This is a genomic window from Aquimonas voraii (assembly GCF_900101825.1).
GTDB classification, from domain to species: domain Bacteria; phylum Pseudomonadota; class Gammaproteobacteria; order Xanthomonadales; family Xanthomonadaceae; genus Aquimonas; species Aquimonas voraii.
Genome location: NZ_FNAG01000010.1, coordinates 107,618 through 127,189 on the forward strand (window position 1 = coordinate 107,618; position 19,572 = coordinate 127,189).

17 protein-coding genes and 1 pseudogene are annotated in these 19,572 nt (G+C 69.1%); 14 read left to right on the forward strand and 4 right to left on the reverse strand.

Annotated features, from left to right (window positions below):
• Positions 1-116: 116 nt before the first annotated feature.
• The 11 genes from BLP83_RS18375 to BLP83_RS14290 all read left to right on the forward strand — a co-directional run bounded on the left by BLP83_RS18375 (position 117) and on the right by BLP83_RS14290 (position 12,334).
• On the forward strand, positions 117-431 hold the full coding sequence (locus BLP83_RS18375) for a hypothetical protein (protein WP_143006696.1): 315 nt from the start codon (positions 117-119) through the stop codon (positions 429-431).
• Between the two features lie 504 nt (positions 432-935).
• Positions 936-1,136, forward strand: a complete 201-nt coding sequence (locus BLP83_RS14245; protein WP_091244162.1) for a zinc-finger domain-containing protein — start codon at positions 936-938, stop codon at positions 1,134-1,136.
• Positions 1,137-1,370: 234 nt separating this feature from the next.
• A complete protein-coding gene (locus tag BLP83_RS14250; protein WP_091244214.1) occupies positions 1,371-2,501 on the forward strand; it encodes a glycosyltransferase in 1,131 nt (376 codons plus the stop codon).
• Positions 2,498-3,757, forward strand: a complete 1,260-nt coding sequence (locus BLP83_RS14255; protein WP_091244164.1) for an O-antigen ligase family protein — start codon at positions 2,498-2,500, stop codon at positions 3,755-3,757. Before BLP83_RS14250 ends, BLP83_RS14255 begins: the two co-directional genes overlap by 4 nt.
• 56 nt (positions 3,758-3,813) lie before the next feature.
• Positions 3,814-4,293, forward strand: a complete 480-nt coding sequence (locus tag BLP83_RS14260; RefSeq protein WP_091244166.1) for a hypothetical protein — start codon at positions 3,814-3,816, stop codon at positions 4,291-4,293.
• A 113-nt stretch (positions 4,294-4,406) separates the two neighbouring features.
• A complete protein-coding gene (locus BLP83_RS14265) occupies positions 4,407-5,195 on the forward strand; it encodes a D-hexose-6-phosphate mutarotase (RefSeq protein WP_091244168.1) in 789 nt (262 codons plus the stop codon).
• A gap of 163 nt (positions 5,196-5,358) precedes the next feature.
• A complete protein-coding gene (locus BLP83_RS14270; RefSeq protein ID WP_091244170.1) occupies positions 5,359-6,750 on the forward strand; it encodes a sigma-54-dependent transcriptional regulator in 1,392 nt (463 codons plus the stop codon).
• Positions 6,750-7,763, forward strand: coding sequence for a glycosyltransferase (locus tag BLP83_RS14275; RefSeq protein WP_091244173.1), 1,014 nt, complete (start codon positions 6,750-6,752; stop codon positions 7,761-7,763). Before BLP83_RS14270 ends, BLP83_RS14275 begins: the two co-directional genes overlap by 1 nt.
• Before the next feature lie 185 nt (positions 7,764-7,948).
• Positions 7,949-9,403: a TrkH family potassium uptake protein gene (locus BLP83_RS14280; RefSeq protein WP_091244176.1), complete on the forward strand. Its 1,455-nt coding sequence runs from the start codon at positions 7,949-7,951 to the stop codon at positions 9,401-9,403.
• 103 nt (positions 9,404-9,506) lie between these two features.
• On the forward strand, positions 9,507-10,883 hold the full coding sequence (gene trkA / locus BLP83_RS14285) for a Trk system potassium transporter TrkA (RefSeq protein ID WP_091244179.1): 1,377 nt from the start codon (positions 9,507-9,509) through the stop codon (positions 10,881-10,883).
• Positions 10,880-12,334, forward strand: a complete 1,455-nt coding sequence (locus BLP83_RS14290; protein ID WP_218121254.1) for a potassium transporter TrkG — start codon at positions 10,880-10,882, stop codon at positions 12,332-12,334. The genes trkA and BLP83_RS14290 overlap by 4 nt, the downstream gene beginning before the upstream one ends.
• A 1-nt stretch (position 12,335) precedes the next feature.
• On the opposite strand, the gene BLP83_RS14295 is transcribed toward BLP83_RS14290, so the two are convergent.
• The 3 genes from BLP83_RS14295 to BLP83_RS14305 all read right to left on the reverse strand — a co-directional run bounded on the left by BLP83_RS14295 (position 12,336) and on the right by BLP83_RS14305 (position 15,505).
• Positions 12,336-14,006 carry a PH domain-containing protein gene (locus BLP83_RS14295; RefSeq protein WP_091244182.1) on the reverse strand — a complete coding sequence of 557 codons (1,671 nt, stop codon included), beginning with the start codon at positions 14,004-14,006 and terminating at the stop codon, positions 12,336-12,338.
• Positions 13,993-14,493, reverse strand: a complete 501-nt coding sequence (locus BLP83_RS14300) for a PH domain-containing protein (RefSeq protein WP_091244185.1) — start codon at positions 14,491-14,493, stop codon at positions 13,993-13,995. The genes BLP83_RS14295 and BLP83_RS14300 overlap by 14 nt, the downstream gene beginning before the upstream one ends.
• A gap of 70 nt (positions 14,494-14,563) precedes the next feature.
• Positions 14,564-15,505 carry an LpxL/LpxP family acyltransferase gene (locus tag BLP83_RS14305; protein ID WP_091244188.1) on the reverse strand — a complete coding sequence of 314 codons (942 nt, stop codon included), beginning with the start codon at positions 15,503-15,505 and terminating at the stop codon, positions 14,564-14,566.
• A gap of 57 nt (positions 15,506-15,562) precedes the next feature.
• Here BLP83_RS14305 and dtd point away from each other — a divergent pair, with 57 nt between their 5' ends.
• The 3 genes from dtd (at position 15,563) to BLP83_RS14325 (ending at position 19,188) form a co-directional block, all read left to right on the forward strand.
• Positions 15,563-16,000: a D-aminoacyl-tRNA deacylase gene (gene dtd / locus BLP83_RS14310; protein ID WP_091244190.1), complete on the forward strand. Its 438-nt coding sequence runs from the start codon at positions 15,563-15,565 to the stop codon at positions 15,998-16,000.
• A 145-nt stretch (positions 16,001-16,145) separates the two neighbouring features.
• Positions 16,146-17,993 (forward strand): RNA polymerase sigma factor RpoD, encoded by a 1,848-nt coding sequence (gene rpoD / locus BLP83_RS14315; protein ID WP_091244192.1) that lies wholly within the window; start codon positions 16,146-16,148, stop codon positions 17,991-17,993.
• Between the two features lie 493 nt (positions 17,994-18,486).
• On the forward strand, positions 18,487-19,188 hold the full coding sequence (locus BLP83_RS14325; RefSeq protein WP_091244197.1) for a pirin family protein: 702 nt from the start codon (positions 18,487-18,489) through the stop codon (positions 19,186-19,188).
• A 220-nt stretch (positions 19,189-19,408) separates the two neighbouring features.
• Here the strand turns inward: BLP83_RS14325 and BLP83_RS18385 are convergent.
• Positions 19,409-19,572 (reverse strand): annotated as a pseudogene (locus BLP83_RS18385) (IS3 family transposase); the annotation flags it as partial.

Consider the following 19,572-nt stretch of genomic DNA (forward strand, 5'->3'; position numbering starts at 1 on the left):
ACACTTAGCGCGTGGGATCCAACATCACCATTCTGAAGATTGACAACATTCGCTTGGTATGTTCATTTCACATGCGTGTCCGAAGAAGCGGGCACATCATCTCAAGGAGAAATCGAATGCGTGCACTTGTTCTGTACATTCTTCTTTCCATGCTCTCGCTGAGCGTTTCCGGTGCCGCGGTCGCGGCATCTGGCGCCGCGCAAGTTGATGTAAGCCAATCCGCGGGGCTGATCCTCGACTCGATGAAGGGTGCCAACGCGCATGATCAAGGCTCCGCGCTGTCGGCGCTGGTCAACGACCCATGGACGCCTCGGTGTGGCCTCTACGATGGCCAGTCATGCCCAACCAATGGGGGACGCTTCCGCTGCTTCTGGCAACAGTACGAGCCAGGCATGTGCTTCTGCCGCGACAACGTTTGGGAATGCGGCTAGAGGTTTCGTCGCAGCCCACGCTTTAGGGATGGCGTGCAGATTCGAGTGGATCTCGACGCTGCGCCCAGAAGCCGATATCCGACTGGCGCGCTTCTCGGACAGCGCCTCATCCCGATGATTCTGGACAAGGCCCGCCGATTGGCGGGCCTTGTTCTTCATGTTTCGTCAGAGCTGACCGCCCTGCTATTCACGAGGGCGAACCTAATGAGGACACGCGGGCAAACGTGGTCCGGAATGCTTGCATCCCAACGACGGGATTGGAATCAGGGGCTCACGCGCGCTCACCGGCAACCTCCGCCAGCGCCGTCAATCAGCGCGCGGGCATCTATGATCCCTTCAATGATCTCCGCACACTGCGCAGCTCTGAACTTCAGGCCCCAGCTTGGAAGCACACCTGCCGTCCGCCCCAATCGCGAAAGACCCGAACACCTCGACGTGTTCGCTTAGTATGCCGCCCCCACCGCGCTAGAATCAGGCCCCTTCGCCCCACAGCGCCCAGCCGCCATGCCTGCCACCGCTTCCGACCGCGTAATCCCCGCCAACGCCCAGAACCGCTACGAGGTGACCCGGGCGGATCTTCCGCTGTCCTGTCCGATGCCGGGCATGTCGCTGTGGAACTCGCATCCCAAGGTCTACCTGGCCATCGAGGCCAAGGGTGAGGCCACCTGCCCCTACTGCGGCGCGCACTACGTGCTGAAGGGCTGAGGCTTCGGGTCGCGCGCCCGGATTCCTGCCGATACCCTGCCGCTGGGGCACTGCCGCCGGTGCGCGAGCGCGATGGCGGCAATCGCCACTCACCTCCGGGTGGGAGCCTCATTTTTCCGCGCGGCGCCCCGGGACACGCTGCCCGGCCCGTCGCGGCCACCTCCCCGTACGCCCCGAGCGCAACGCCTGTCCATGCTTGAAGCCGATCACGAGTCGCCGCCGCCCGAGAAGCCCATGGAGGAGCCGGCCGGGCCCAAGCGCCTGACTGTGCTGCAGCTGCTGCCGCGACTCGACTCCGGCGGCGTCGAGCGTTCGACCTTGGAGATCGGCCGCGCTCTGGTCGCCGCGGGGCATCGGTCCTGGGTGGTGAGCGGCGGTGGCCGGCTCGTCGCGCAGCTGGAAAAGGAGCGCAGCAGCCACGTCGAGCTGAAGATCGGCGCGAAATCGCTGGCCGCGCCGGCGAGGATCCTTGCGCTGCGCTGGCTGATCCGCGAAATCAAGCCCGACATCGTCCACGCGCGCTCGCGCCTGCCGGCGTGGATGGCGCTGGCGGCGATGATCGGACTGCGCCCGCGGCCGGTCTTCGTCACCACTGCGCACGGGCTGAATTCGCCCGGTCGCTACAGCGCAATCATGACCCGCGGCGAGCGCGTGATCTGCGTCTCGCGCAGCGTCTGCGACTACATGCGACAGCACTATCCGCACGTGCCGGATGAGCGCTACGTGTTGATCCCGCGCGGCATCGAGCCCGCGGCTTTCCCGCGTGGGCATCGCCCCAGCGAGGCCTGGCGCGAGGACTTCTTCCGCCGGCACGCGCAGTTGGCGGGCGGGCGACTGCTCACCCTGCCCGGTCGCGGCACCCGGCTGAAGGGCCACGCCCAGGCGATCGAGCTGCTGGCCGGCCTGGTCGCGCGCGGTATCGATGCACGCCTGCTGCTGCTGGGCGCGGATCAAGCTGGCCGTCAGCGCTATCTGGCCGGCGTGCGGGCCCGAGCGCGGGAGGCCGGAGTCGAAGATCGGCTGGCCATCACCGCCCCGCGCGCCGATGTGGCCGATGTGTACGCGATCAGCGATGTGGTGCTGCAGCTCTCGCGCAAGCCCGAAGCTTTTGGCCGGACCGTGATCGAGGCCCTGCATATGGGCGTGCCGGTGTTGGGTTTTGAACACGGCGGAGCGGGGGAACTGCTGCGCGAGCTGTATCCGGCGGGCGCAGTGCCGCTGGGTGACGGCGCCGCCCTGCTCGACGCCGCGCAGCGCCTGCTCACCTCGCCCGTGCCGGTCGCGCCCTTCGACGGCTATCGCCTCGCCGACATGCAGCAGGCCACCCTGGACCTGTACACCGAACTCGCAGCCGCGCGCGGATGAGCCAGGCACTGCGCGCGCATCTCGCGGCGGCGCGGGCGCAGGCGCCTGCCTTGTGGCTGATTGCGGTGTTCGCCCTGCTGCCGTTCTCGCGCAGCTACGAGCTGCCTCTGCTGGTGATGGCCGTGCTCGGGGCGAAGCAGGTGCCCGCTCTGTTCCGCGCCGGTGCCGAGCCGATGCAAGGCGTGGCCGCCCTGCTCTTCCTCGGCTACTGGTTGCCCGAGCTGCTTTCGGCCCTCGATTCGGTCGCAGCCTCGAAGAGCTGGACCGAAGTCGCGGTGGACCTGCGCTTCCTGCCTGCGCTGCTCTACGCCCAGCGCGGACTGTCGCGTCCGGGTGCCGCGGCGTTCGCCCTGCGCGGCCTGGGTCTGCTGGTGGCGCTGTGGACCATGGACGCACTGGTCCAGGCCGTTGCTGGCGTCTCGCTGGGCGGCAGCAACCGTGTTGATCGCCTCAGCGGCATCTTCGGCGACGACGACCTGAAGCTCGGCGCGGTGATGGCCGCGCTGTCGCCACTGCTGCTGGTCGCGGCGAAGCAGCGGTTCGGCTGGCGCGGCTTCGCGCTCTCGGCGCTGGCGCTGGCAATGGTGATCGGGCTGGCCGGCGCGCGCGCGGCCTGGCTGAGCTATGCCCTCGTCCTGGCGCTGATGCTGTGGTTTGCCCTGCCGCGGCTGTCGCAGCGGCTGGCCGCGCTTGCGGTCGCCTGCGTTCTGCTGCTTGGCGCCGGCCTGGTCCTGCAGCACAGCTCGCAGCGCTTCGCAGAACGCATCGATCGCAGCGCAGCGGCGCTCGCTGGCGATCCCGCGGCGCTGGACCACGCGCTGTCCTTCCGGCTGCCGATCTGGCGGGCCGCACAGTCGATGTTCACCGCGCATCCGATCAATGGCGTCGGCGTACGCGGCTACCGCTATGCCTACCCGGACCATGCGCCCAGCGATGACCGCTTCCTGTTCGAGGGCGAGCGCGGCGAACAGGGAGCCTTCCACGCCCACCAGATCGTGCTGGAGATCCTGAGCGAGACCGGCACGCTCGGCCTGCTGTGCTGGCTCGGCGCGGTGGCGTGCTTCCTGCGTGCACTGCGCGCGGCGCCCGTCGAGGCGCGTGATCGGGCCTGGCCGGCAAGCCTGGCCTTGCTGGCCCTGCTGTTCCCGCTGAACACCCACTACGCGGTGTACTCGAGCTTTCTCTCGGTGCTGCTGTTCGCCCTGCTCGCGCTCTGGCTCGGCGCGCTGTCAACGCGAGCGCCGACCGTGCGTTGAAGTGCGGGCAGACCCCGCGTGGGCTGCTCCCATTGCGACGCCACAGGAGACCCCCGATGAACCTTCGCAACAGCCTTGCCGCTCTCGCGCTTTTCGCCTTCGCTCAGGTCGGGCAGGCCATGACCCTCAGCAAGGAGACCACCCTCGCCGACGGCCGCGGCGGGCAGATGATCGCCGTAACCACCGGCGAGCTGGGTGCGGCCGGCGCCAACCGCAGCACCGAGGCCACCTTCTCGAACTTCCAGCCGCGTGCCGATGGCGGCCGCGTCGACGGCAACCTGCGCCGCGACTTCAGCCGCGAAGGCCGCGACACCGAAAGCGTGTTGAGCGGCCGACTCACCCTGACTCCGGCCGCCGGAGCCACCAACAGCGCGCCACGCGTGCTGGAAATCAACGGTCTCACCGTCGTCCGCGACGGCGAGGGGCCCGAGTTCAGCGGCAGCGTCAGCATCGACGGCCAGGCGATTCCCGCCGACCGCCTGCCCGCCGCCATCCGCAAGCTGCTGCGCCGTCTGGTCGGCCTGAGCCAGCTCTAAGCCAAGGTCGCGCCGTCTTGCCGCGCGCCAAGGAAGGCGCGCATGCGGCCCAGGGCTGCGCCCAGCGTCGTCGTTCTGGCAGTCTGCGAGCCGCATTCCCGGGCAGCGTGTGCATGCAGACCCTCACCCTCCAACATGGCGATGCGTTCGCCGAGTTCAGCCTGTTCGGCGGCCAGCTGCTGCGCTGGCGCGCCGGTGGACGCGAGCGACTTTTCATGAGCCCGCGCGCGGTGCTCGACGGCCATGCGGCCATCCGCGGCGGCGTGCCGGTCATCTTTCCGCAGTTCAATGCGCGCGGGCCCTACGCGCGGCATGGGTTTGCGCGCACCCAGCCCTGGCGGCTCCGCGAACAGGCTGACGACCGGCTGCTGCTCGAGCTCACCGATTCCGAAGCCACGCGCGCGCTGTGGCCGCACCGCTTCGCCCTGCATCTCGAGGCCCGTCTCGCCGCGGACACGATGGTGCTGACGCTGGATATCGAGAACCGCGACGCCTTCGGCATGGAGTTCTGTTGTGCCCTGCACACCTACTTCGCCTGCACGCTCGGCCAGACCCGCGTGCTCGGCCTGGCCGACTGCAGTTTCGAGGAGGGCGGCGACTGGCATCCCGCCTCGCGGCAAGAAGCGCTGATGCCCTCGCCGCCGCTGGACCGGATCTACCGCGGGCGCTCGCCAACCCTTCTGCTGCAGGACGATGGAGGAACACTGTCCATCGAAGCCGAGGGCTTTGCGGATTGGGTGGTCTGGAATCCGGGCGAGGCTGGCGCGGCAGCGCTGGCAGACCTGGGCACAGGCTGCAGCGGGGCCTTCCTGTGCATCGAGCCCGGCGCCATTTTCGAGCCGATCCGGCTGGCGTCCGGCGAGCGCTGGGCGGGCGTTCTGCGCTTGCGCGTGCTCGGCTGAGCACCTGCCTCGTGGGTTCCGCCGACCGCTTCGGTCTCCGCGCCAGCCAGCAGCACGGGGTCAAACCCGCCCAGCCCGTCACGCGCCCGCCCAACCTGCCGCTATGCTTGCAGGCTTCGCGTCCGCCGCGCCCAGCGGGTGACGCCCCGCAGGAACACCACCCATGCCGAATGCCCGCCTGCTCGTGGTCGACGACGAGCCCGATATCCGTCAGCTGCTGTCCGAAGTGCTGGAGGACGAAGGCTATGTGATCGCCACTGCCGAGCACGCCGAGGCCGCACGCGCGGCCCGCAGCGAGGGCCGCTTCGATGCCGTGCTGCTCGACATCTGGATGCCCGGCACCGACGGCATCGCCCTGCTGCGCGAGTGGAAGGGCGCGGGTGACGACACGCCGGTGCTGATGATGTCCGGCCACGGCACCATCGAGACCGCGGTCGAGGCCACGCGGCTCGGCGCCTACGACTTCATCGAGAAGCCGGTGACCCTGGCCAAGCTGCTGATCACCCTGGAGCGCGCGCTGGAGGCCCAGCGCCTGCGCGCCGACAACCAGGCGCTGCGCCGCCAGCTCAGTCCGCCGGTCGCACCCTTGGGCGACTCGCCGGTCATGCAGCGCCTGCGCGCCCAGCTCGAACGCCTGGCCGGCGTCGATGCGCCCGTGCTGCTGCTCGGCGAAGCCGGCACCGGCAAGGAAGGGCTCGCGCGCTGGATGCATGAGCACTCGTCCCGCGCCGGCCAGCCCTTCGTCACCGTCGCCGGCGCGGCGATCGCCGATGAGGCCGCGGCAGCGACGCTGTTCGGTTCCGAGAGCGAGACCGGCAGCGTACCCGGCCTGATCGAGCAGGCCGAGGGCGGCACGCTCTATCTCGACGAGCTGACCGAACTCGGCCCCGAGCTGCAGCTGCGCCTGTCCAGCGTGCTGGAGCGCCGCGAACTGCTGCGGGTCGGCGGCCGCCAGCCGGTGCCGCTGCGCGCGCGGGTGATCGCCGCCAGCAGCCGCGATCTCGAAGCCGAACTCGCGGGCCAGCGGCTGCGCGAGGACCTCTACTACCAGCTCAACGTGCTGCCGCTGCGGGTGCCGCCGCTGCGCGAGCGCGGCGCCGATGTGCTGGCGCAGGCGCAGGCCCTGGCCGAGCACTTCGTCAGCCGCGACCGGCTGCCGCTGCGCTGCTTCAGCGAGTCCGCCGCCGCACGCCTGGCCGCGCACAGCTGGCCCGGAAACCTGCGCGAACTGCGCGCGCTGGTGCAGCGCCTGCTGGTGCTGGGCGGCGACGAGCAGATCGAGGCCAGCGAGGTGGAAGCCGCGCTTGGTCGTCGGCCTGCGGCGGCGCCTGCGGCCAGTGCCGCCAGCGGCGACGAGGATGGCTTCCGCGCCGACTTCTCGCAGCCGCTGCGCGAGGCCCGCGACCAGTTCGAGCGCGCCTACCTGCTGCACTGGTTGGAGCAGTGCGAAGGCAGCGTCGGCAAGCTGGCCAAGGCGGTCGGCATGGAGCGTACGCATCTCTACCGCAAGCTGCGCGATCTCGGCATCGAGCTGCGCGGCGGCAAGGAGGGCTGATGCGCATCGCCCACCTGCTGCTGACCCGCCGCTTCGCCGGCAGCGAGCGCTATGCGGTCGAACTGGCAAACGCCCAGGCCGAACACCATGAGGTCACTGTGCTGCTGCGCCACTGCGCCTTCGAGGCGCGCGCCGACGCGATCGCGCATCGACTCTCACCCAAGGTCCGGGTGGTCGACTGCGGCGAATGGCTGTCGCGCTGGCGGGTGCGGCGCTGGCTGAAGCAGCAGCGCCCGGATGTCGCCCACGCCCACCTCAGCGGCGGCTGCCGCGCCCTGCGCGGCCTGCGCGTGCCCGGCCTGCGCCGGGTCGCCACCCTGCACATCCACTACAAGCCGCAGCAGCACGCCGACCTCGATGGGTTGATCGCCATCGCGCCCTGGCAGCTGCCGGCGATCCCCGAAGCCCTGCGCGCGCGCAGCGTGCAGATCGACAACTGGACCCAGGCGCCGGGCTTCGACGCGGGAGCCCGCGCGCGGCTGCGCGCCGAGCTGGGCCTGGAGGACAGCACCGTGCTGATCGGCGCGCTCGGCCGCGCCGAGCCGGGCAAGGGCATGGACGTGCTGCTGGAGGCCTGGCGACAGCTGGCGCCGGAGCGCGCGCGCGCGCGCCTCGCTCTGGTCGGTGCCGGCAGCGCATGGAAATCGCTGCGCGCCTCGGCCCCATCGGAGGTGCTGATGCCCGGCTTCGTCGAGCGTCCCGCCGACTGGCTGTCGGCCTTCGATGCCTTCGTCAGCCCGGCCCGCAACGAGCCCTTCGGCCTGGTGCTGCTGGAGGCCATGCGCAGCGGCCTGCCGGTGATCGCCAGCGCCAGCGAAGGCGCACGCCATCTGGCCGACGTGATTGCGCGCCCGCTGCTGCCGATCGGCGATGCCAGCGCGCTGGCCGCAGCCCTGCGCCCGCTGCTGGACGCGCCTCCGCCGCGCCAGACCTATGCGCTGGAGCGCTTCGGCGCGGAGGCGCGGATGGCCGAGATCGAGGCCTGGTACAAAGCGCTGAAGCCGGCCGTCTGAGGCTTGGGGCTTGCCAAGACCACGGCTGCCGGCGCGACAATGTGCGCCTGCAGCATCCAGTTCCGGCCGCCGCCCAGTCTGGGCCACCGACCGGCGCGATGGTCCTCACCGGGAGCGACGTGCATGGTCGGGTTTGAAGGTCGGGGTTTCGGCCAGCGGGCGCCGTGGCCACGGAGCAGCAACACATGAGTCCGCGCGCCCGCGCCATCCTGCGCGTCTTCGCCATCGTCGTCGCATCCACCTCGCTGTCGAAGCTACCGCCGGCGCTGCTGGCGCTGGCCTTGGGCGAGGACACCGCGACCGTCTTCCTGTCCAGCTTCGCCGCCACGACGATCGCCGGGCTCCTGCTCTGGCTGCCGGTGCGCGGCGCCGACTACCAGCTGCGCCTGCGCGATGGCTTCCTGGTGGTCACCCTCACCTGGGTCCTGGCCAGCGCGGTCTCGGCCCTGCCCTTCATGTACGCGCCACCTCATCTCGATTTCGCGCAGGCCATGTTCGAGGCGGCATCAGGTCTCACCACGACCGGTGCGACCGTGATCAGCGGGCTGGACCAGCTGCCGAAGTCGGTGCTGTTCTACCGTCAGGTGCTGCACTTCATCGGCGGCATGGGCATCGTGATCCTGTCGGTCGCCATCCTGCCGATGTTGAAGATCGGCGGCACCCAGCTGTTCCGCGCCGAAAGCACGGGGCTCAATCGCGATTCGCAGATGACCCCGCGGGTGGCCGAGACCGCCAAGGCGCTGTGGGCGGTCTATGCCGGTCTCACTGTGCTCTGCGCGGCCGCCTACTGGGTCGCCGGCATGAGCTTCTTCGATGCGGTCTGCCACGCGATGTCGACCCTGTCGACGGGTGGCTTCGCGAACTACGACGCCAGCTTCGCCCACTTCGACAGCGCCTTGCTGGAGTGCATCGCCATCGTCTTCATGCTGATCGGCGGCATGAACTTCGGGCTGCACTTCGTGGCTTGGCGGCGCGCCAGCCTGGGCGGCTACTACGGCGATTCCGAGCTGCAGGCCTTCCTGCGCATCATCGGTGTCAGCAGCCTGCTGATCGCCGCCGTGCTCTGGTTCAGCGGCAGCTACAGCGATGCCGGCGTCGCGTTGCGCCAGGCCGTGTTCCAGATCACCTCGCTGATCACCACCACCGGCCTGCTCACGGCCGACTTCACCCAGTGGCCGGGCGTGGCGCCCCTGCTGGTGCTGGGCGTTGCCGTCATCGGCGGCTGCTCGGGCTCGACCTCGGGCGGCATCAAGGTCTCGCGCGCCGTGCTGCTGCTGCGCCAGGGCTATCGCGAGGTCAAGCAGCTGGTGCATCCCAAGGGCAAGTTCCTGGTCAAGCTGGGCGGCAAGCCGCTGTCGGAAAGCGCGGTGATCTCGGTTTCGGGCTTCTTCATCCTGTGGGCGCTGTGCTTCATCGCGATCACGCTGGCGATGAACGCGGCCGGGCTCGACATCCTCTCGGCGTTCGGTGGCGCGGTTGCCACGCTGACCAATGCGGGGCCCGGCCTGGGCAGCGTGGCCATGAGCTTTGGCGAAGCCAACGATGCGGTGGTCTGGCTGGGCAGCCTCGCCATGTTGATGGGTCGACTGGAAGTGTTTTCGGTGCTGGTGCTGCTGACGCCGGGCTTCTGGCGCGAGTAGTGAAGACGCCCGCCCATCGCGGGCATGCGATCATTCGGCAGGCGTCGCGAGGGGTTCATCCAGCGCGCGATGCGGCGAGGCGAAGGGGAGCGTTGGTGCACGCATGAAGATTCTCATCCTGGGCGCGGGCCAGGTCGGCTCCTCGGTGGCGGCAGCGCTGTCGACCGAGAACAACGACATCACCGTGGTAGACACCGATCTCGCCCGCCTGCGTGAGCTGGCCGAGCGGCTCGACATCCGCATCGTGGAGGGCCATGCCAGCCTGCCGCGGGTGCTGAGCCATGCCGGCGCCGAAGACGCCGACCTGGTGGTCGCGGTGACCAGCAGCGACGAGGTGAACCTGGTGGCCTGCCGGGTCTGCGACCTGCTGTTCCGCACCCCCACCCGCATCGCCCGCCTGCGCGAAAGCGACTACTTGGGCGCCGCCGAGTTCATCCGTCGCGACCGCTCCTCGGTGGATGTCGCGATCAGCCCCGAGGCCCAGGTCTACCACCACGTACAGCGCCTGATCGAATTTCCGGGTGCGCTGCAGGTGCTCGACTTCGCCGATGGCCGCGCCCAGCTGGTGGCGGTGCGCGCGGTGCAGCAGGGCAAGCTGGTCGGGCACGAGATCCGCGAGCTGCGCGACCACCTGCCGCCCGGCGTGGATGCGCGCGTCGCCGCGATCTTCCGCCAGGGCAAGCCGATCGTGCCGACCGCAGCCACGGTCATCCACGTCGACGACGAGGTGTTCTTCCTCGCCGACCGCAAGAACATCACCACGGTGATGAGCGAGCTGCGCCGCGTCGACCGTCCGGCCAAGCGCGTGTTCATCGCTGGCGGCGGCAACATCGGCCGCAACCTGGCCAAGGCGCTGGAAGGCCGTTTCAGCGTGAAGGTGCTGGAGCGCTCGAAGGACCGCGCCAAGAAGATCGCCGAGGACCTGGTCAACTCGATCGTGCTGGTCGGCGACTGCGCCGACGAGGACCTGCTGCGCGAGGAGAATATCGACCAGACCGACGTCTACTGCGCGCTGACCAACGACGACGAGGCCAACATCCTCTCGGCCATGCTGGCCAAGCGCATGGGCTGCCAGCGGGTGATGTCGCTGATCAACCGCCCGGCTTATGCCGACCTGGTCGAAGGCAGCAGCATCGACATCGCGATCAGCCCGCAGCAGATCACGCTCGGCGCGCTGCTCGCGCACGTGCGCGAAGGCGCACCGGCGCGGGTGCACAGCCTGCGCCGCGGCGCCGCCGAGGCGATCGAAGTCGTCGCCCGCGGCGACGCCCGCACCTCGCGCATCATCGGCCGCGCCATCGAGGAGCTGAAGCTGCCGGAATCCGCCACCATCGGCGGCATCGTCCGCGGCGAGAAGCTGCTGATCGCCCATCACGATGTGGTGATCGAACCCGAGGACCACCTGATCGTCTTCCTCACTGACAAGAACCGGCTGCCCGAACTCACCACGCTCTTCCACGCTGGAGCCACCTGGCTGTGAACCGGCGCGTGCTGGCCATCCAGCGGGTGCTGGGCATCGTTGTTGCGGTCTCATCGCTTTCGAAACTGCCGCCGGCCCTGCTCGGCTATGCGTGGGGGGATGGCACCGGCCATGTGTTCTTGTCCAGCTTCGGCCTGTCCGGTCTGATCGGTCTGGCCCTGTGGCTGCCCGTGCGGCGGATCGACTACCAGCTGCGCCTGCGTGACGGCTTCCTGATCGTCACCCTGACCTGGCTGCTGGCCAGCATCGTGTCCGCCCTGCCCTTCATGTACGCGCCGCCGTATCTGAGCTTCACCGCGGCCATGTTCGAAGCGACCAGTGGACTGACCACCACCGGCGCCACGGTCATCGTCGGCCTCGACGAGCTGCCGCGTTCGGTGCTGTTCTATCGGCAGCTGCTGCAGTTCGTCGGCGGCATGGGCATCGTGATCCTCTCGGTGGCGATCCTGCCGATGCTGAAGATCGGTGGCACCCAGCTGTTCCGCGCCGAAAGCGCGGGCCTGACCCGCGACACCAAGCTGACCCCGCGCATCGCCGAAACCGCCAAGGCCCTGTGGGCGGTCTACATCGGCCTGACCCTCCTCTGCGCGGCCGCCTACTGGGTCGGCGGCATGAGCCTGTTCGATGCGATCTGCCACTCGATGGCGACCATCTCGACGGCCGGCTTCTCCACCCACGATGCCGGCTTCGGCTATTGGGACAGCGCCCTGCTGGACTGGATGGCGGTGTTCTTCATGGCCATCGGCGGCATGAACTTCGGCCTGCACTTCATCGCCTGGCGGCGCGCCACCATGGCGCCCTACTACGCCGACTCCGAGCTCAAGAACTACCTGCGCATCATCCTCGGCGCCAGCCTGATCGTGGCCGCCGCGCTGTGGTTCGGCGGCAGCTTCACTTCGGCTGGCGAGTCGCTGCGCCATGCCACCTTCCAGGTGGTCTCGAACCTCACCACCACGGGCTTTGCCACGGTCGGCTTCAGCGAGTGGGCCAGCGTCTCGCCCCTGCTGCTGGTGGGACTCGCCTTCATCGGCGGCTGTGCCGGGTCCACCTCGTCAGGCATCAAGGTGGCGCGCGTGATCATGGTGCTGCGCCAAGGCTTCCGCGAGGTCAAGCAGCTGGTCCATCCCAAGGGCAAGTTCCTGGTCAAGATGGGCGGGCGGCCGGTGTCCGAGAGCGTGGTGCTCTCGGTCAGCGGCTTTCTTGCGATCTACATGTTCGTGTTCGTGATGCTGACGCTGGCAATGAACCTCACCGGCCTCGACATCCTCTCGAGCTTCGGCGCGGCCGTGGCCACGCTGACCAATCTCGGCCCCGGCCTGGGCGCGGTCGCCTACAACTTCGCCGAGGTCAACGACGGCGCAGTCTGGCTGGGCACCTTCGCGATGATCATGGGGCGCCTGGAAGTGTTCTCGGTGCTGGTGCTGCTGACGCCGGGGTTCTGGCGGGAGTAGCTCACCACTGCAGCCGCCGCTTGGCGATGCGCCGGCTGAGCTCGGCGAACAGCGCACGCGCTTCGGCCTCGGGCAGGTAGCGCAGCTCCAGTTGATGCGTGAAAGGGCTGCTGCCGGCGGTGTCGGCGTACAGCGTGGCCATGCCGTGGCGGCGGTCGAAGGGCGACTGCGACAGTCGCAGGCCCTGCAGGCGATGCACTTCGGCGAAGGAAACGTGGCGGTCGAGCCAGCCGCTGCGCCAGGCCAGCACGCGATCGGTCAGCACCCAGCCGCAGCGCTTCGCCAGTCCGCGCGCGCGCAGCACCGCCAGCGGCAGCAGCAGCACCGGCAGCAGCAGGGCCGACGGGCCGAAGCGCAGCGCCGCCAGCGCGGTCAGGCCGCCAATCAGCAGCAGCGAAGGAAACAGCACGCGACGCCAGGCGCGCGGGTGCAGGGGCTGCCAGGTCCAGCCGCCCCAGTCGATGTCGGGCAGCCAGCGTTCAATCAAGGCATCGACCTGCGTGGGCGCCGCGATCGGAATGACGTCCGAGAGCGCCTGCTGCTCGTTGACGGCCTGCAGGGCCGCGGTCTCGACGCGCACGCTGCGGCGGTCGAAGAAGCGGTGCAGCAGGCTGTCGTAGACGGTCCAGCGCTGGATCTTGGCCAGCGGCGCGCGCATGCGCAGGCGGGTCAGCAGGCCCTGCTCCACGCCCAGGCTACCGGCGCTCTCGACGAGCCTGAAACCGTGGAACTGCAGCACCACCAACAGCACCGCCACCGCGCGCGCCACGGCCAGGAACGCCAGCAGCAGAACGAAGCCGAGCAGCAGCCACTGGGGCCAGCCCAGACCGAGCTGGCCTGCGTATTCGACGCCCGCCTCGGCGGTGTTGGCGATCGTGCGGCCGAACCCCTCGCCGCCGAACTGCGCGAAGGCGCCGAAGCCCACCGCGCCCAGCACCAGGCCGCGATTCGAGGTCAGGCCGAGCTTGACCAGCTCGGCGGTGTCCAGGCCCAGCAGGGTCTGGCCCTCGCTCGCTGCAGCCGGCCTCACGGAAGCGAGCGCCGCATTGCCCGCGACCTCGCCGGCGGACGTCGAGTTGGCCGCACCCGCAGCCTGCACCACGGCCTCCAGCGCCGCGGCATCGGCCAGCGACAGCACCTGCATCTGCGCCTCGGGCGTGCCGCCGCCGACCGCCGACTCCAGCCGCACGTCGGCCACGCCCAGGGCGCGATGCAGAAGCCCCTGCTTCAGCGCCACGTTCTGGATGCGGGTAAGCGGAATCTGCCGCAGGTTGCGGCTCAACAGGCCCGAGCGCACCACCAGCACACCGCGCTCGATGCGGAAGCGATAGGTGTAGTAGCGCGCCACCGCACCGAGGGTGAGCAGCAGGCCGGCAGCCAGGCCCATGGCCTGGAACCACAGTTCATCCTCATCGGCGCGCTGGCCGAACACCACGAAGGCGATCAGCGGCAGCGCGAACTGGCGCAGGCTGCCCAGCAGCACGAACAGCCAGGACAGCGGATGCAGGCGGCGATCCTGCTCGGCCCGCAGGCGCGCGACCGCGGCCTCGCCGACTTCGCCCAGCAGCGCGCCAGACTCGCCCGCGGCAGGCGGCAGCGGCGGCGGCGGCTCGCGGGGTGGCGCGTCCGGCTGACCGCGTTCGGCGGGCGGGCCGGGCTCAGACGGCGTCATCGTCCTCTCCCAGCAGGTCGTTGCGCAGGCGCCTCGCCTCGTCCTCGCTCAGGCCACCGAGGCTGACCGCAGCCAGTCGGGTGCCGGCCGTGTGCACGCGCAGCTCGGCCAGGCCCAGCCAGCGATCGATCGGCCCGCGGTTGAGATCGGTGTGCTGCACGCGCGAGCGCGGCACCCGCGTTTCGCTCTGCCAGATCACCCCGCGCACGATCAGCAGGCCTTCGGCATCAAGCGCGTAGCGCGTGCGCCGGTAGCTGGCGCGGGCGAACAGGAAGGCGGCGAACTGCAAGGCCAGGAACAGCCCACCGAGCAGGGCCAGCAGTTCGGGCCCCTCGATGTCCTTGGCACGCGACAGCACGGCCACCGGCAGCAGCGGCACCAGGGCGGTGATCGCCCATCCCAGATGGAAACCCCAGCGCGCCTGCGGCGCCAGCGGCTTGAGATCTGCCGCTCCGCTCACGGCGAGGGCTTCAACGGATTCGGACATGCAGGCACACCCTGGGAGATTCTGCGCAGCGCGATGCTGGACGCGCCGGAGTTGTGACCATGTGCAATCGCTACCACGTCCGTTCGATGGGACCGGCGTGCTCGTAGACGCTGCGCCGCGCGTGCGGCTGCATGCTGAAGCGCTTGTAGCCCCACTGGTACTGCGGCAGGGCACGCCGCACGCAATCCTCGACGCCGCGGTTCAAGGCTTCCAGCGCGACGCGGTCGCTGCCGGCCATGCCCTCGGGCGCGGTCAGGAACACGATACGGAATCCCGCAGCACCGGGCAGACGCTCGGCGAAGGCGAACAGCACCGCGGCCTCGGTGCGCTCCAGCAGACGCGAGACGAGGGTCATGGTCAGCGCCGGCAGGCCGAAGAACAGCGCATGCTCGCCCTCGCCCTGCTTGGGCTGCTGGTCGGGCAGGATGCCCAGCACGCCGCCGCCCTTGAGATCACGGAACAGCTGGCGCACGCCGGCGGCCTCGGCGCGCACCTGGCTCACGCCCGGGTGCTGGCGCACGCGCCGCAGCAGAAGCTCGGTAAAGCCCTGACGGGCCGGCCGGTAGACGATCGACACCGGCGTATTCGCCGCGAGGTACTGGTTGAGCAGTTCCCAGTTGCCAAGATGCGGCGCACACACGATCAGGCCGCGTCCTGCGGCCAGGGCTGCCCGGAACAGATCCTCGCCCACCACCTCGCGGATCAGGCCGAGGTTCTCGGCCTGCGGCCGGGTCCAGAGGCGACAGGTCTCGGTCAGCGTACGCCCGGCTTCGCGCATCACGTCGCCCAGCAGGCGCTCGCGCGAGGCAGCATCCAGCTCGGGCAGGCACAGCTCCAGATTGCGCCTCGCGATGCGGGTCTCACGGTTGTTCAGGCGGCGCGCGAGATCGCCCAGCGCGCTGCCGACCGCGTGCAGCCCGCGCAGCGGCAGGCGCCCGATCAGCCGCATCAAGGCGTGCAGAAGGGCAGCGAGCGCGTGATCGCGGCCGCTAGGTTCAGGGGTGCTGGACATGCGTGAAGTCTAGCGCGGATAGTCCGCGGCCCTGCCCGAGCGCGAGGCCCGCACCCCATGATCGCCCTGATCCAGCGCGTCACCGAAGCGCGCGTCGATGTCGATGCGCGCTGCACCGGCCAGATCGGCCCCGGCCTGCTGGCGCTGGTCGGGGTGCAGCCACAGGACGGCCCGGCACAGGTCGAGCGCCTGCTGCAGAAACTGCTGGGCTATCGCGTATTCGGCGACGGCGAGGGGCGCATGAACCTCGCGCTCAAGGACACCGGCGGCGGCCTGCTGCTGGTGCCGCAGTTCACCCTGGCCGCCGACACCGACAGCGGGATGCGCCCGAGCTTCAGCACCGCCGCGCCACCCGCGCTCGGCCGGCAGCGCTTCGACGAGCTGCTGGCGCTGGCGCGTGCGCGGCACCCGACGGTTGAAGCGGGCGAATTCGGCGCCCATATGAGGGTGTCACTGGTGAACGACGGGCCGGTGACGTTCTGGCTCGAAAGCTGACGGCAGGGCTCTTGCATGCCCGGACGCCCTCGGGCCTGAATCCGGCCCCACCAAAAAACGCTTTGCATTCATTGACATGGCAGCGAGGCCCTGGGCCGCGTATACTGCCGCGTTCACTTCCACCCGCATCCAACCCGGGCGCCGCATGGCCATCGAAAAGCAGGAACAGCAGTCCGAGATCAAGCAGCTCATCCAAAAGGGCCGCGAGCAGGGCTATCTGACCTATTCCGAAATCAACGATCTGCTGCCCGACGACGTCGTCGAATCCGAGCAGATCGAAGACATCATCGGAATGATCAACGACATGGGCATCGCGGTGCACGAAGTTGCCCCGGACGCCGAAACCCTGCTGCTGGCCGAAGGCTCGCGGGGCACCGATGACGACACCGCCACCGAAGAAGCCGTGGCGGCGCTGTCCTCGCTCGATTCCGAGGCCGGCCGCACCACCGACCCCGTGCGCATGTACATGCGCGAGATGGGCACGGTCGAGCTGCTGACCCGCGAGGGCGAAATCGCCATCGCCAAGCGCATCGAAGAAGGCCTGCTGCAGGTGCAGGGCGCCCTGGCCAGCTTCCCGTGGTCGGTACAGATGCTGCTGGAGGACTACGACCAGCACCTCGAGGGCAAGAAGCGCCTCAACGAGATCGTGGTCGGCTTCAACGACGCCGTCGATGAAGTTCCCGAGCCCGTCGCCGCCGAGCCCGAAGACGCCGATGTCGAGGACGAGGACGAAGAGGAGGTCAGCGAGGACGACGCCGACGCCAGCCCGGCCGACACCGGCCCGGACCCGGCCGAGGTCGCCCGCCGCATGGATGAACTGCGCGGCCTCTACGCCAAGTTCCAGAAGGGGCACGGCAAGTCCGGCCCGGCCGACAAGAAGGTCATCAAGCTGCGCGAGGAGATGGCCGAGATCTTCATGAGCCTGAAGCTGCATCCGCTGCAGATGGACGGCTTCGTGCGCAAGCTGCGCGACGTGATCGGCGAGATCCGCGGCCACGAGCGCAGCATCACCGACCTCTGCGTGCGCCAGGCCAAGATGCCGCGCAAGGACTTCCTGCGCACCTTCCCCGGCGCCGAGACCGACGTCACCTGGGCGGACGAGATGATCCGCCGCAAGCAGAAGTGGTCTTCGGGTCTGCGCGAGGTCAAGGACCAGATCGTCGCCGAGCAGGAGCGCATGACCGCGCTTGAGCAGGCCTTGTCCCTTTCGCTGTCCGACATCAAGGAAATCAACCGCACCATGGCCATCGGCGAGGCCAAGGCGCGCAAGGCGAAGAAGGAAATGGTCGAGGCCAACCTGCGCCTCGTGATCTCGATCGCCAAGAAGTACACCAACCGCGGCCTGCAGTTCCTCGACCTCATCCAGGAAGGCAACATCGGCCTGATGAAGGCGGTCGACAAGTTCGAATACCGCCGCGGCTACAAGTTCTCGACCTATGCCACCTGGTGGATCCGCCAGGCCATCACCCGCTCGATCGCCGACCAGGCCCGCACCATCCGCATCCCGGTGCACATGATCGAGACGATCAACAAGCTGAACCGCATCTCCCGCCAGATGCTGCAGGAGATGGGCCGCGAGGCCACGCCGGAAGAGCTGGCGGCGAAGATGGACATGCCCGAGGACAAGATCCGCAAGGTGCTGAAGATCGCCAAGGAGCCCATCTCGATGGAGACTCCGATCGGCGACGACGAAGACAGCCACCTCGGCGACTTCATCGAGGACACCAGCATCGAGTCGCCCATGGAGAACGCCACCGTCACCGGCCTGATGGAGACCGTGCGCGACGTGCTGGCCGGCCTGACGCCACGCGAGGCCAAGGTCCTGCGCATGCGCTTCGGCATCGACATGAACACCGACCACACGCTGGAAGAAGTCGGCAAGCAGTTCGACGTCACCCGCGAGCGCATCCGCCAGATCGAAGCCAAGGCCCTGCGCAAGCTGCGTCACCCCAGCCGCTCCGAACAGCTGCGCAGCTTCCTCGATATCGAGTAAGCCGTCGGTGCAGCGGCAGAAGCAAATGGCCCGCCTTGCGCGGGCCGTTTGCTTTTTCGGGATTCGGGATTCGGGATTCGGGATTCGGGATTCGGGTTCGGGTTCGGGTTCGGGTTCGGGTTCGGGTTCGGGTTCGGGTTCGGGTTCGGAACAGCGTCTGGCATGCGCGCTGCGCGATGTTGCATAGGGTGGGCCCTGGCCCACCATGGCCTTTGCACCGCCCCACGCATGCCTGCACCCCAGCTCCACGCGCCCGTGCAAGCTCCTCGCACCACACGCGCAAGCACCCGCAGGGCACACGCAAATGCGTACCCGCATCACCCCGCCAAGCTGAGGCATCGGAGAACCCAATGAGGCTCTCCGCCTCCGGAGCATCGACCCGCATCTCAGCCCCCGTGCCGTTCCCCTCACGCAACGCTGCGTCGTGCGCCAAGGGCTCGGTCTCTCGCGAATGCAGGCGGACAATACGGCCTACACCCCAAGGAGGCCCACCATGCTCACCCTGCGACGCAGCGAAGACCGCGGCCACGCCGACCACGGCTGGCTGAAGAGCTACCACAGCTTCTCCTTCGCCGACTACCACGACCCGCGCCACGTCCACTTCGGCCCGCTGCGCGTGATCAACGAGGACCGCATCGCCGCGGGTACGGGCTTCGGCCGCCACGGCCACCGCGACATGGAGATCGTCAGCTACGTGCTCGCCGGAGCCCTCGCCCACGAGGACTCCATGGGCAACCGCGCCAGCATCGTGCCCGGCGAGGTACAGCGCATGAGCGCGGGCACCGGCGTGCAGCACGCCGAGTTCAACCACAACCCCACGGGCGAAACCCATTTCCTGCAGATCTGGATCCTGCCCTCTGCGCCCGGCGGCGCACCGGGCTATGAGCAGCGCGCTTTCCCGCCCGAGGAGAAGCGCGGCCGCCTGCGCCTGGTGATGAGCCCGGACGGCGCCGAAGGCTCGGTGACGGTGCGCCAGGATGCGCGCCTGTACGCCGGCCTGTTCGAGGGCGGCGAAGCCGCGACGCTGGCGCTCGCGCCCGGACGCCTCGGCTATGTGCATGTGGCCCGCGGTGAGCTGATCGTCAACGGACAGCCACTCAAGGCCGGCGATGCGCTGAAGCTGCAGGACGAGCCCGAGGTGCGTATCGCGCACGGGGTGGACGCCGAGGTCCTGGTGTTCGATTTGCCGCGGTAGGGCCGGGATTCGGAATTCGGAATTCGGAATTCGGAATTCGGAACAGCGTCGGGCATTCGAGCCGTGGGGGTGCATAGGGTGGGCCCTGGCCCACCACGGCCTGCTCACGGCCCCACGCACGCCGATCACAATCGCGAATGCCGCGACAGCTCCACGCATCGCTCGCTGCGGCGCGCCCTGCCCACGGGCCAGCTTGAGGCGACGACAAGGGCAAGGGGTTCTACCCCGTTTCCGCGGACGGTTTGAACAAGGCTGAAAACCTACGGTCCCGGCGAGCGACTCTACGTCGCATCCGGGGGTTGTGGAACCGCTCGATGTAGTCGAACAGATCGACCCGTGCCTCGTCACGGGTTCGGTAGTTCTGGTGATGCACGCGCTCCCGCT